General features: G+C 47.8%; 13 protein-coding genes. 10 read left to right on the forward strand and 3 right to left on the reverse strand.

Going from position 1 to position 12,513, the window contains the following annotated elements; translation table 11 throughout:
* Positions 1–96: 96 nt before the first annotated feature.
* From Q337_RS0115150 to Q337_RS0115160, 3 genes are all read right to left on the reverse strand, one after another.
* Complete coding sequence (locus tag Q337_RS0115150; RefSeq protein WP_026472304.1) at positions 97–927, reverse strand: SDR family oxidoreductase; 831 nt, start codon at positions 925–927, stop codon at positions 97–99.
* A 36-nt stretch (positions 928–963) separates the two neighbouring features.
* The gene (locus tag Q337_RS0115155) at positions 964–2,265 is read right to left on the reverse strand and encodes an oxygenase MpaB family protein (protein ID WP_211253622.1); all 1,302 of its coding nucleotides are present in this window, start codon (positions 2,263–2,265) and stop codon (positions 964–966) included.
* Between the two features lie 182 nt (positions 2,266–2,447).
* Positions 2,448–3,350: an SDR family NAD(P)-dependent oxidoreductase gene (locus Q337_RS0115160; protein WP_026472306.1), complete on the reverse strand. Its 903-nt coding sequence runs from the start codon at positions 3,348–3,350 to the stop codon at positions 2,448–2,450.
* A gap of 484 nt (positions 3,351–3,834) precedes the next feature.
* Here Q337_RS0115160 and ettA point away from each other — a divergent pair, with 484 nt between their 5' ends.
* The 10 genes from ettA (at position 3,835) to Q337_RS0115215 (ending at position 12,481) form a co-directional block, all read left to right on the forward strand.
* A complete protein-coding gene (gene ettA, locus Q337_RS0115165; protein ID WP_026472307.1) occupies positions 3,835–5,496 on the forward strand; it encodes an energy-dependent translational throttle protein EttA in 1,662 nt (553 codons plus the stop codon).
* Between the two features lie 152 nt (positions 5,497–5,648).
* Positions 5,649–5,924, forward strand: a complete 276-nt coding sequence (locus Q337_RS0115170; protein WP_156935827.1) for a hypothetical protein — start codon at positions 5,649–5,651, stop codon at positions 5,922–5,924.
* 195 nt (positions 5,925–6,119) lie between these two features.
* The gene (locus Q337_RS0115175) at positions 6,120–6,548 is read left to right on the forward strand and encodes a hypothetical protein (RefSeq protein WP_156935828.1); all 429 of its coding nucleotides are present in this window, start codon (positions 6,120–6,122) and stop codon (positions 6,546–6,548) included.
* Positions 6,549–6,919: 371 nt separating this feature from the next.
* Positions 6,920–8,785, forward strand: coding sequence for a DEAD/DEAH box helicase (locus tag Q337_RS18050; RefSeq protein WP_084494891.1), 1,866 nt, complete (start codon positions 6,920–6,922; stop codon positions 8,783–8,785).
* Between the two features lie 273 nt (positions 8,786–9,058).
* Entirely contained in the window at positions 9,059–9,208 is a 150-nt protein-coding gene (locus Q337_RS18885) for a hypothetical protein (protein ID WP_156935829.1), read from the forward strand.
* A 125-nt stretch (positions 9,209–9,333) separates the two neighbouring features.
* Entirely contained in the window at positions 9,334–10,182 is an 849-nt protein-coding gene (locus Q337_RS0115195; RefSeq protein WP_026472310.1) for an ABC transporter ATP-binding protein, read from the forward strand.
* A complete protein-coding gene (mlaE, locus tag Q337_RS0115200; RefSeq protein WP_026472311.1) occupies positions 10,179–10,958 on the forward strand; it encodes a lipid asymmetry maintenance ABC transporter permease subunit MlaE in 780 nt (259 codons plus the stop codon). The genes Q337_RS0115195 and mlaE overlap by 4 nt, the downstream gene beginning before the upstream one ends.
* Positions 10,955–11,476 (forward strand): outer membrane lipid asymmetry maintenance protein MlaD, encoded by a 522-nt coding sequence (gene mlaD, locus Q337_RS18055; RefSeq protein WP_051526940.1) that lies wholly within the window; start codon positions 10,955–10,957, stop codon positions 11,474–11,476. The genes mlaE and mlaD overlap by 4 nt, the downstream gene beginning before the upstream one ends.
* A 73-nt stretch (positions 11,477–11,549) precedes the next feature.
* Entirely contained in the window at positions 11,550–12,179 is a 630-nt protein-coding gene (locus Q337_RS0115210; RefSeq protein ID WP_026472312.1) for an MlaC/ttg2D family ABC transporter substrate-binding protein, read from the forward strand.
* Positions 12,179–12,481, forward strand: coding sequence for an STAS domain-containing protein (locus Q337_RS0115215; RefSeq protein WP_026472313.1), 303 nt, complete (start codon positions 12,179–12,181; stop codon positions 12,479–12,481). Before Q337_RS0115210 ends, Q337_RS0115215 begins: the two co-directional genes overlap by 1 nt.
* Positions 12,482–12,513: the final 32 nt, after the last annotated feature.

A 12,513-nucleotide genomic window follows, 5' to 3' on the forward strand; every position in this document is an offset into this window, starting at 1 on the left:
CAAGGCTAAATAGTCTGATGAAAAGCCGGATACCTTGTCGACGTTATGTCAGGGTGTCTGGCTTTTTTCGCTTTAATTGCTTGCGCAGAATAGTCATTAATCGACAAACAGGTCTTTGGCCAGTCTATCTGTATGTTCTGGCGAACAGGCATAATCGGCCAGATTGGTAATACCTGCCAGTTTAAGGGCTTGTTCATCCAGCAGGCTTTGGCCAGTCATGTGACCACAGGCACCGGTAATCAGGCTATAGACGGCATCAGCCATGATGTCCGGCTTGCGACTCATGTGTTGTGCTGCCTCATGTCCAATATTCTCGCTTACTGCTGCGGTATTAATCAGGGTAGCTGGCCATAAGGTATTGCAACAAATTCCATCTGCCTTTAATTCTTCAGCCAGCCCCAGGGTGAGCAGGGTCATGCCGTATTTTGACAGCGCATATGGCCCATACAGGCCCAGCCAGTGTGCTGACAAGTTAATGGGCGGAGCAAAACTGATGATATGAGCTTGCCCTGATTGTTTCAGATAGGGGATGGCTGCTTTAGCGGCAATAAAGGTTGCGCGGTGATTAATCGATTGAATCAGGTCATATTTTTTAAGATCAGTGTGTTGGATATTGCCCAGATGAATCGCCCCGGCATTGTTAATCAGCACATCAAGCCCGCCAAAATGTTCAGCCGCCTGATCAATGGCTTGAGTAAGCTGTAGTGCATCGCGTACATCAACCTGTAATGGCAAAACCTGCGCGCCAAGCTGACGAATTTCTTCAGCAACAGTATAAATTGAGCCGCCCAACTTTGGGTGCGGTTCGGCAGATTTGGCAGCAATTACAATATTGGCACCAGCCTGTGCACACCGTAATGCCACAGCCCGGCCAATGCCACGGCTGCCTCCGGTAATAAATATCGTGGTGTTGTCCAGTGGTTTCATGGTTTAGCATTCCCTGTTTGATATAAAAAATAAGCCTTAGCTGGCAATATAGGCCGGATGGTTTTTTTCAGGTTGAATGACCTTATGGCCCTTTTTACCAAACGTGGCCATATAATTTAACTGGGCCTGCCGTCCGCGCCGTTGCTGCCAGGTTTTAAGCACAGGAAGCCGGCGTTGAATGCGGTAACTCATAAGATTTTGTGGAATCAAGAATGCCGGAAACCAGGGCAGCACATATTTGGGCAAGCCCAGTTGCTGCATTTTTTGTGCACTTAGGAACAGGCGGGAAATGCTTAGGTGCTTATGATAGTCATAATGCCTTTGCAGGGTTTGCCAGCGTTTAAATTCCTTTTCCAACGGCTCTTGCGACAAGGCTGACCCCAGGGCCTGACTGGTCCAATCCGGTGCAGCTTGAGTGAATAAGCTCTGATAAAGCAGGATATGGCCATCCCGTTCGCAATCTACCAGCCAGCGTGGATCGACCCCCATCAGCCAGCCCAGATATTTCCAGAAATGCATGACAGCTTGTGATTCCTGTCGGGTTGGCACAATGCCCAGACCACGCAAGCCCAGCAGGAACAGGCTACAAAAGGCCAGATTGGTTGCTGCCATGTCGATCTGGCAAATGGGCAAACCCCAGTGCTCTGCATTCCACTCCGGCTTGCGGTGCAGGTTACGGCGTACCAGTGCATGAATCAGCCGGACATGGATTGTGGATTTAAAGCCGGCGGAAAACCGTTCCAAGCCTTGAGGAGCAGTGCAATCCATCCACCATTTACTGGTTTCAGCCAGCCGCTGGGATGCTCCCTTGTTTAATGCGCCAGTCATCACCAATGCCTGATTAAAGCCTGCCAGTAAATAGCCACCCATCAGGGCCAGATCGCGCAACACATAATTGGCATTCAGGCCAACAGAATGCATAAACGCAACGGCCTGCTGCAACTGTGCCTGATCCAGCCAGTCGGGTTGGGTTTCCACATGGGCAAAAAATTGTTGCAGAAGGTCAGGGCAATTCTTAATTGATGCAGTGCCTTCATGCAGCGCTTGTTCAAACAACTGCTTGCGCTGTCGGGTATTGTCCTCAAACAGCCAGTCCACCAGGGCATCCATCAACGCATCGCCCTGCCACAAGCCATCAATTAACTGCTGATACTGCTGTTCAGTCATCATAATGGGCTGTTGCAGTAATTTTTCCAGCAATGCCAGCACGGGTAAAAAGCGGCGAGTGTGCTGAAAGCTTTTTGCCCGCTTGGGCACTGGGCGTGATTCGAGCGTGTTCATCGGGAAGGCCACGATAAGAAAAGGATGGGTTTTATCATAATGCGAATAATAATTCATATACAACTCGCATTTATTTTTTAAGAATTTAGCTTATCAATTTACTGTTATTTAATGTTTTTATGAAAATAAAAAAGCTGTATGGCAAATGAACACCATACAGCTTTCATGTTTGATCTAGTCAATAATAGTAAAAAACCAGATTAAATGCCTTAAAACTGTTTTTTTACTAATTGGTTAACTTACCAGTGTTCACCTGGAACCAGACGGGCGAAGGCACGTTGCGCCAGATTCAGCTTGCCTGCTTTTTTGCTCTTACTGTCGCCAACGGCTGCTGTAGAGCTTGGGAACAACTGATAACCGACTGACATCACAAAGTCATTGAACTTGGGCACCAGCGCATAGCTGACCGCAGCAAAGGTACCCACTTTGGTGGCAATGCTCTTTGGCTTCTTGATAATGGCCTTTGCCACCATATCTGCCGCTTGTTCAGGCGACAGGGTAGGCACATATTTATACATTTTGGTAGGCGCAATCATTGGCGTGCGCACCAATGGCATATAAATAGAGGTTAACTGAATGTTATGGGCATGCACTTCGGCAGACAGGCAGCGGCTAAAGGCATCCAGTGCCGCCTTGGACGCCACATAAGCAGAAAAACGGGTGGCATTGGCCAGCACACCAATGGAGCTGATATTAATAATATGACCGTTTTTGCGGTTAATCATGTGAGGCAGCACGCTCAAAATCAGGCGCACGGCACCAAAGTAATTCAGCTGCATGGTGCGTTCAAAATCATGGAAGCGCTCAACGGATTCTTCCACGGCACGGCGGATCGAGCGCCCGGCATTATTCACCAGAATGTCAATATGACCGACTTCAGCCAGAATTTTCTGGGCACATTCATCAATTGACGTCATGTCATTGAGGTCACAAGGAAATACGGATGCCTTACCGCCAGCCTGTTCAATTTCCTGTTTCACTTCTTCCAGTTTTTCACGGGTACGCGCTACCAGCAACACGTGGGCACCTGCACCTGCCAATTGCTTGGCAACAGTTAAACCGATACCACTGGAAGCACCAGTAATCAAGGCAACTTTATCCTTAACCACTTTGGGTAACATCTTTTGAATCTGGCTGGCCATATTTAAGTCTCTTTCAAAAAAAGCAATATAAAAAATTCCAGGCATTTATGTAGTTTTGCCTAAATATATAGTTATAAAAATTTCAAAAAAAATATACACCTTTCGTCGGATTAAAATTTAACCTTTATATAATTAAGTAATTGATATAAATATAATTTAATTATTAATCCTAGAGTAATTATTCTAAAAAATTGTACAAAAAATAATCGAGCCTTTACTCTATTATCTAAACTACATACATTTTTAATACGTATAAAAAATAAACTACTTTAAAACGTTACTTTATAAGCTGCCAAGGTGAAGTGTAAAAGTTTGCTCCCAATAAAATTATGGCATTGCGCAGTTGCTTTACATGAGTTTTGCCAGAAATCCGCTATACTATGCGCCAAATTTGTTCCAATGCTTTTTGTTCAGCGTTTTTATTCTAGCGATTTAAGTGTGGTGAAGTGATTTTCACTGCAAAGAAGTAATTTAGGAGTCCTACGTGGCCCAATATATTTATACCATGAACAAGGTATCCAAGCTGGTTCCGCCCAAGCGCGAAATCCTCAAGGATATCTCTTTATCGTTTTTTCCGGGTGCCAAGATTGGTGTGCTGGGTCTAAATGGTGCCGGTAAATCAACCTTGCTGAAGATCATGGCGGGTGTTGACAAGGATTTTAATGGTGAAGCGCGTGCCCAGCCCGGCATCAAGATTGGCTATCTGGAGCAGGAACCGCATCTGGACCCGGCCAAGGATGTGCGTGGCAATGTTGAAGATGGCCTGCGCGAGCCGCTGGATGCACTGGCACGTCTGGATGAGGTGTTTGCCGAATATGCCGCCGAAGATGCCGACTTTGATGCATTGGCCAAAGAACAGGAAAAGCTGGAAGCAATAATTCAGACCTGGGATGCCCACAACCTGAATAACCAGATGGAACAAGCTGCTGATGCCTTGCGTTTGCCAGCCTGGGATGCTGATGTCAACAAGCTGTCCGGTGGTGAGCGCCGCCGTGTGGCACTGTGCCGTTTGCTGCTGTCCAAGCCCGACATGCTGCTCCTAGACGAACCAACCAACCATTTGGATGCCGAGTCCGTATCGTGGCTGGAACGCTTCCTTAAAGACTTTGCCGGCACCATTGTGGCCATTACCCACGACCGTTACTTCCTCGATAATGTGGCCGAGTGGATTCTGGAACTGGACCGTGGTCATGGCATTCCGTATCAGGGCAACTATACCAACTGGCTGGAACAGAAAACTGCCCGTTTAGAGCAGGAACAAAAGCAGGAAGAAGCTTTTGCCAAAGCCCTGAAACACGAGCTGGAATGGGTGCGCAAGAATGCCAAGGGCCAGCAGGCCAAATCCAAGGCACGTATTGAGCGCTTTGAAGAGCTGAACTCGCGCGAATTCCAGCAGCGCAATGAAACCGCTGAAATTTATATTCCGCCTGGCCCCCGTCTGGGTAACAAGGTGATTGAAGTTGAAAATATCAGCAAGTCCTTTGGTGACCGTTTGCTGTATGAAGGCTTAAGCTTTAGCGTTCCACCAACTGGTATTGTAGGTATTGTTGGCCCCAATGGTGCCGGTAAAACCACCCTGTTCCGCATGATTACCGGTGAAGACAAGCCGGATACTGGATCAGTGAGTGTGGGTGAAAGCGTCAAGGTGGCCTATGTTGGCCAGATGCGTGACACACTCGACCCTAAAAAAACCGTCTGGGAAGAAGTATCTGACGGGCTGGATATTATTACCATTGGTGAATACTCCACACCGTCACGTGCCTACATTGGCCGCTTTAATTTTAAGGGTCAGGATCAGCAAAAACGCGTTGGCGAGCTGTCCGGTGGTGAGCGTAACCGTCTGCAACTGGCCAAGACCCTGCGTCAGGGCGCTAACGTCATTTTGCTTGATGAACCATCCAACGATCTGGACGTTGAAACCCTGCGTGCGCTGGAAGAAGCCATTCAGGTTTTCCCGGGCAGCGTGCTGGTGGTTTCGCATGATCGCTGGTTCCTTGACCGGATTGCCACGCATATTCTGGCGTTTGAAGATGAAGGCCCGCAGTGGTTTAATGGCAACTATAGTGAATATGAAGCCTACCGCAAAAAAATGCTGGGTAACGATGCCGGACCAAAGCGTGCCAAGTACAAGAAAATTGGTGGCTAGAAGTATCTAGTGACCAATATCAGGAAAAGGCGCCCAGTTGCGCCTTTTTTAATTAACCAACATAAGAGAAAGTTTAATTAGTTTAGAAAATATCGGGGTATTTACAGATGAATATTAGTTTAATGATAAGAGCGGCTTTACTGAGTGTGCTTATGTTAATGGCCAGCCAAATTGCTATGGCACGTGAGTTACTGACCGAAGATCAGCTACGCCAGGTTGCTGAAAACGTAGCGACTAACAATCAATATGGGCAGCCTATTAATTATTTACAACGAACTGCTGAGCAGGATAAGGACAATAAACTGCAACGCCAACCAGTCGTATTTACAGGGCGACAGTCAGCATTACTCAGTGGACAAACTACCCCGGCAATTGTAGCGGAAGAAAATTATCGTGACCGGTTGCTCTCGGGTGCACTCCTGTATTAAAGAAGTTATATGTGGATCGTTTAACCTGTGTGGTTAGCGTTCTGATAAAACGCTAGTTAAAGTTCAGGTTTTTATACAACTACAGGTTTATGTAAACAATTATTATATTTATCAGTGAAATGATAAGCGGCGTAAATTTAATCATTGCTTGTTTTATACTCGGTTTAAATCAACTTTAACGGGTGAGACATAAAAATGATTAAGCCGCGATTAATTTACCTGTCTAGTATGGGATTATTGCTGGGTAGTACCTTATTTTCTTCTTTGGGCTATGCAGCCACCGAACTGTCAGACCGTGCCTTGCGCCATGAAACAGAAGCCAATCCAGCTCAGGCCAATGTTGCAGATGTGCTGGATTGTCCTAAAGACATGCGTGAGGCAGAATGTACCCGGTTGCAATATGAGCGTTATGCCAATCAGACCGATCGCTCTTATAATGAATTCTTGAAGAATGAAACCACCAACCCGCTACGTAATCGGGTCATTAAGCAGCCTTTATTAACCCAGCCGCTGGACAATCCTAGTGCGCCAGCCGAGCCACGTCCTAATCTAAACAATATGCTTAATCAGCTCAAAACATTGCCTGATCGTTTGCCGCCAACCAGTATTGGTACACAGCCCTAGCCAGAAATCCTCTAATCAGGCAACTGTGCGCTTATTCGCAGCTTCTAAATAAAGTGTAATATTGTATAGCTTTTCTAAATGATTGGCGCTATAATGCGCCACGCACTTATTTCCGTTCATCGCCTGAACATCTAATTGATTTACGATTGCGCGTTTACAGTCCTCAGGATGACTATTCTTCGCGCCTCTCATCTTTAGTCAGTCTACACTGACCATCTTTTTCAGGCTGCTGCCGTAAGCTGTTGTGCGTATATTGCATCGTCTTTGTAAGCCTAAGCCCACTGACAAGAGTCAGATCTCTGCTTTGCTGCCTGATGCCGATGTCTATTTTATGACTTTATTGGAGCGCCCAACATGGGGCGAGACTCTCTATGAGCAACACTTTTGCTGATTTTCCTTTAGCTGAACAATATCAAAAAGCCCTGAACGATCTGGGCTTCACTGCACCCACCCCTGTGCAGGCTGCAGCTATTCCTGCCGCATTAGACGGTAAAGACCTACTGGTATCTAGCCAGACCGGTAGCGGTAAAACCGTTGCCTTCCTGTTGCCAACCTTGAATCCTCTGGCAACCACCAATCAATTGCAGTCTGCCAAAGACCGCATGAAATCTGTAACTGCACCACAAGTACTGGTGCTGTGCCCAACCCGTGAATTGGCTCAGCAAGTTAGCCAGGATGCGATTGCACTGGTTCGTCATGTGCGTGGCCTGCGCATTGCGACCATTGTAGGCGGCATGCCATTTGGAAAGCAAATTGCCCAGTTAAAAGGCGCACAAGTTGTTGTGGCTACACCAGGCCGTTTGCTGGATCTGGTTAATCGTCGTCAATTGAGCCTGCATGAAGTAGATGCGCTGATTGTTGATGAAGCAGACCGCATGCTGGATCTGGGTTTTTCCGAAGACCTTGAAGCCATTAGTGATCTGGCGGCCAACCGCAAGCAAACCCTGATGTTCTCTGCAACATTCGCTGACCGTATCATTCGTCTTGCTGAAAAGATGATGAACGAGCCTGAGCGTATTGCAATTGAAACCGGTTCAAGCACTAATGTGGATATTGAACAAACCCTGCACTGGACTGATGGTTTTGAGCACAAGAAAAAACTGCTGGCTCACTGGTTAAGCGATGAAACCATGGATCAGGCAGTTGTATTTGCCAGCACTCAGGAAGATACCGATATGCTGGCCGAAGAGCTGGCTGAAGCGGGTCATCAGGTCGTTGCCCTGCATGGTGCCATGCCACAAACCGTACGTAACCGTCGCATCAAGAGCCTGCGTGATGGCCGTGCACGTGTACTGGTTGCCACTGACGTTGCAGCGCGTGGTCTGGATGTTCCCGGTATTAGCCATGTCATCAACTTTGGCTTACCAATGAAAAATGAAGACTACGTACACCGTATTGGCCGTACCGGTCGTGCGGGCCGTAGTGGTCGTGCCATTACGCTGGCACTGCACCGTGAGCGCGGTAAAATCCGTGGTCTGGAAGAATACCTGAGTGCCCGTCTGGCTGTGACCGAAATTGCGGGTCTTGAGCCAAGCCCACCACCAGAGCGTCCACGTGGTGCTGGTCGTGGTAATGGTAATGGCCGTGGTGGCCGTCCGGGTGGCGGTGGCCGTCGCTTTGAAGGCGAATCCCGTTTTGGTAGTGGCGAGCGTCGTCCATTCAACCGTGATGGTGCTGATCGTTCAGATAGCCGTCCAGCACGTCCGTTTAACCGTGATGGTGGTGACCAGCGTCGCAGCTTTGGCAATAGCGAAGGCGGTGAGCGTCGTCCGTTCAACCGTGATGGTGCTGATCGTTCAGATAGCCGTCCAGCGCGTCCGTTTAACCGTGATGGTGGTGACCAGCGTCGCAGCTTTGGCAATGACGACAATCGTGGTAACCGCGTAGACTATCGTAGTGAACGTCCAGCGCGTTCATTTGGCAATAGCGAAGGTGGCGAACGTCGTCCATTCAATCGTGATGGCGACCGTCCAGCGCGTCCATTTAACCGTGATGGTGGTGACCAGCGTCGCAGCTTTGGCAATAGCGAAGGTGGCGAACGTCGTCCATTCAACCGTGATGGCGGTGAGCGTCGTTCATTTGGCGGTGATCGTTCAGATAGCCGTCCAGTGCGCCGTGAATTTGGTGGTGAGCGTAGCTTCGGTGCTGAGCATACTCCAAATGTTGAGCGTAAAACCCGCCGTTTTAAAGAACAGGCTTATGCCAACAAGGCACGCGCCAATAACCATGATGACTAAGTTCGTCATGGTTTAATGACCAGATGACCTTATTCTAACCTGCTAATTCATTGTATTATTTTAGCAGGTTGCCTAAAAAGCCGGTACTGTGCCGGCTTTTTTGACATCTGTACTTCGCGCAATCTTTTAGTGCTGATCCTGTGGTTAGCCAGATTTTTGCATCTTGTTCATGGTGGCAATACGCTATACTATGCAGCAAATAGCAGGGCACAAAATAGCAATGCGTTATCCAGCGGATTGATGAAATTGGTAAAATGCTAACAAGGAAAACAAATGCCTTATCTTTTTGTATTTTTAGTCGGTTTAAATGCGGTTTATTTGGGCTTTCAGCTCTTAAAGGAAAAAGAACCGTCAGTATTGCCCGAATTTAATATCCAGCAGGCTGAAGTCTACCCGGAAACCATTCAACTGGTGGAAAAGTAATAACTTATTCTTCACCATTCAAAGCAGCTTGCCTTAAAACAAAAGCACTACGTTCCCTACTTATAGTGCGATATAAAGTATGCTAAAGTTGTTTTTTTAATATTTTGTTACGGATTATTGTGCGCATGGTTAATCCCCAAAATCGGACACAAGATTCGCATACGTTAACCGATGATTCATTAATCGAAGTCAAAGATCTGGTTTTTTACCGCGGTGACCGTCCTATTTATGATGGCGTAAACATGCAGTTCAGGCGTGGACAGATTACCGGCATTATGGGGCCTTCCGGCACGGGTAAAACTACCCTGCTGCGCCTGATTGGCGGGCAGCTTGTACCCGACAGTGGGAAAGTATTATTTGAAGGGCAAAATATTGCCAGCCTTGGCCGTCAGCAACTGTTTAAAGTGCGCGCCCGCATGGGCATGTTGTTTCAAAGTGGCGCCTTATTTACTGACATGACAGTATTTGAGAATGTGGCCTTTCCATTACGGGCGCACACCCGACTGCCTGAGCACCTGATTGCCGAGCTGGTTGGCCTAAAGCTTGAGGCAGTGGGCCTGCGTGGCACTGAACAGCTCATGCCGTCAGAGTTATCCGGTGGTATGAATCGCCGGGTAGCGCTGGCCCGTGCCATTGCGCTGGATCCTGACCTGATTATGTATGACGAACCCTTTGCGGGACAAGACCCAATTGTGATGGGCGTATTGACTCGCCTGATCCGTGCCCTGCGTGAAGCACTGGGGCTTACTACCATTATTGTATCGCACGATGTAGATGAAACCCTGTCGATTGCTGATTATGTGTATGTGGTGGCAGAAGGCAAAATTATGGGTGAAGGTACGCCTGAACAGCTAAGAGCCTCGCCATCTGCTTTTGTACAACAGTTTTTAAATGGCTATGCAGAAGGCCCGGTCGAGTTTCAATATAGCCAAACTCCCTATCTGGCAACATCTCCAATGGGAGAACCTACATGAACGCGGTGCAGCATCTTGGACGTGCCGTCATTGAGCGGATTGAAGGTATTGGGGCAGCGCTGCTATTACTGCTGCGTACCTTGCTGGCCGTGCCATCGCCCCGGGGTTTTGGCCTGTTTGTCGAGCAAATGTATCGGGTGGGGGTACTGTCCCTGCTGATTATTAGCGTATCCGGCCTGTTCATTGGACTGGTGCTGGGCTTGCAGTTGTATTCCATTTTAATTCGGTTTGGCAGTGAGTCGATGCTGGGCACTGGTCTGGCACTAACCTTGTTACGTGAGCTGGGGCCAGTGGTAGCAGCCCTGCTGTTTGCCGGACGTGCCTGTTCCAGTATCTCAGCAGATATTGGCTCAATGAAAGCTTCTGAACAACTGTCCAGTATGGAAATGATCGGGGTTGATCCCCTGCGCCGCATTGTTGCGCCTCGCCTGTGGGCAGGTATTGTCAGCTTGCCCTTACTAACCATTATCTTCTCGGCAGTGGGAATTCTGGGTGGCAAGTTTGTTGGCGTGGACTGGCTAGGGGTGGATGAAGGCTCTTTTTGGTCCAGCATGCAGGGTTCGGTGAGCTTTAGTGAAGATGTCATTAACGGCATTATTAAAAGTATTGTCTTTGCAGTGACCTGTACCTGGATTGCAGTGTATCAGGGCTATGCCTGTGACCCGACGCCAGAAGGCATTGCCACTGCCATTACCCGTACTGTGGTTTATTCGTCCCTGTGTGTGCTGGGACTTGATTTTGTTTTGACTGCGGTCATGTTCGGAGGATTGTCATGAGGACACGAAGCAGTGAACTCACCGTAGGCATTTTTGTAATTGTAGCGGCCATTGCGCTGTTCTTTCTGGCCATGAAAGTTAGTGGACTGTTGGGCAGCAATTATGGAGACACTTATACGCTAACCGCACAATTTAACAATGTTAACGGTTTAAAACCGCGTGCTAAGATTACCATCAGTGGCGTAACCATTGGACGTGTCACAGATATCCATCTTGACCCTAAAACCCTACAGGCAGAAGTGGTGATGGAAATTGACAGTAACGTCAAGACCATTGATGACGATGCCTATGCCATGGTGGCCACTAACGGAATTCTCGGTGAAAAATATTTGAAAATCGTGCCTGGTGCCGGTGAAAAGTACTATAAGGCAGGTGACAGGATCACCCAGACCCAGGGTTCCATGGATATTGAAGATTTGATCAACAAGTTTATTACCGGAAATGCTGGTGCCAACAAGACAGCATCAGCAACGCCTGCGGTACAGGCGCAACCGGATGGCTTTGCAGAAGGGTTTTAGGCCATTTTGCAGAACATAATTTTCATCAGGCAGTACTGATTGCAATATTGCCTTACTCAATGAGAGGAATAACATGAAATTTAAAGCATTGCCAACCACATTAAGTGCCAGCATGCTCGCAGCCATGGTTGCCAGCACCAGTGTGCAGGCTGCACCTGAACCTGCCCCAGTATTTGTAAAACGTATTTCTGATACGCTGGTTGACCGTCTGGTCAAAGAACGCGCCAATTACCAGAAGAATCCGGCAGTGCTCAACACCATCGTTAAAGAAAATATTGAGCCGTATGTTGATTTTGAAGGTTTTGCCCGTGGCGTCATGGGTCAGTATTATCGTCAGGCAACGCCTGCCCAGCGCACTACCTTTACCCAGACCTTCCGTCAGAGCCTGATTCGGACCTACGCCAAGGGTCTGGCTGCCTATAACAATGAAAGCTATAGCATTCGCCCGTTTACGCCGGGTCGTGATCCCAGCAAGGCCGTAGTGAGCATGGACTTTAAAACCAGTAATGGCACTATTCCAGTCACTTATCAGTTGATTCAAAGTGGTGAAAGCTGGAAAGTGCGTAATGTGTCGTTAAATGGCATTGATATCGGGCTTACCTTCCGTAACCAGTTTTCCTCAACAGTGCAAAGCAACAAGGGCAATCTGGATAACGCCATTAAAAACTTTACCCCATCTGCTGATGCGGCAGGCAACCGTTAATGGTGGGGGCGCAGCTTAAAGTTCAGGATCAGGTGATAGCCTTAATGGGTAGCATTGAATTTGACAATGCTGCCTCGGTCTATGCACAGGGCTTAAAGCTGTTAAAGCAGCAAAATCACTGGCCTGTATATCTGGATTTATCTGGTTTGAAATCGAGTAATAGCATTGCGCTGGCAGTGTTTGTACAGTGGCTAAGGCAATGTGCAACCGGGCAGCAGTTTTATTTGCAGCATGTTCCACAAAAAATGCAGGCTATCATTCAGGCATCCAATTTACAGGATGCCTTTGGTTTAAAGGCATGATTTTAAAATACTAATAAAGTCTTATTCAATTA

The sequence above is a fragment of the Alkanindiges illinoisensis DSM 15370 genome (assembly GCF_000619845.1).
Taxonomy (GTDB): domain Bacteria; phylum Pseudomonadota; class Gammaproteobacteria; order Pseudomonadales; family Moraxellaceae; genus Alkanindiges; species Alkanindiges illinoisensis.

Excerpts from the sequence above, each read along its gene's own strand:
- Q337_RS0115150 (WP_026472304.1), bottom strand. The coding sequence starts at position 927 with ATGAAACCACTGGACAACACCACGATATTTATTACCGGAGGCAGCCGT.
- Q337_RS0115155 (WP_211253622.1), bottom strand. The coding sequence starts at position 2,265 with ATGAATTATTATTCGCATTATGATAAAACCCATCCTTTTCTTATCGTG.
- Q337_RS0115160 (WP_026472306.1), bottom strand. The coding sequence starts at position 3,350 with ATGGCCAGCCAGATTCAAAAGATGTTACCCAAAGTGGTTAAGGATAAA.
- Q337_RS0115170 (WP_156935827.1), top strand. The coding sequence starts at position 5,649 with ATGTTAATGGCCAGCCAAATTGCTATGGCACGTGAGTTACTGACCGAA.
- Q337_RS0115175 (WP_156935828.1), top strand. The coding sequence starts at position 6,120 with ATGATTAAGCCGCGATTAATTTACCTGTCTAGTATGGGATTATTGCTG.
- Q337_RS18050 (WP_084494891.1), top strand. The coding sequence starts at position 6,920 with ATGAGCAACACTTTTGCTGATTTTCCTTTAGCTGAACAATATCAAAAA.
- Q337_RS18885 (WP_156935829.1), top strand. The coding sequence starts at position 9,059 with ATGCCTTATCTTTTTGTATTTTTAGTCGGTTTAAATGCGGTTTATTTG.
- Q337_RS0115195 (WP_026472310.1), top strand. The coding sequence starts at position 9,334 with ATGGTTAATCCCCAAAATCGGACACAAGATTCGCATACGTTAACCGAT.
- mlaE (WP_026472311.1), top strand. The coding sequence starts at position 10,179 with ATGAACGCGGTGCAGCATCTTGGACGTGCCGTCATTGAGCGGATTGAA.
- mlaD (WP_051526940.1), top strand. The coding sequence starts at position 10,955 with ATGAGGACACGAAGCAGTGAACTCACCGTAGGCATTTTTGTAATTGTA.
- Q337_RS0115210 (WP_026472312.1), top strand. The coding sequence starts at position 11,550 with ATGAAATTTAAAGCATTGCCAACCACATTAAGTGCCAGCATGCTCGCA.
- Q337_RS0115215 (WP_026472313.1), top strand. The coding sequence starts at position 12,179 with ATGGTGGGGGCGCAGCTTAAAGTTCAGGATCAGGTGATAGCCTTAATG.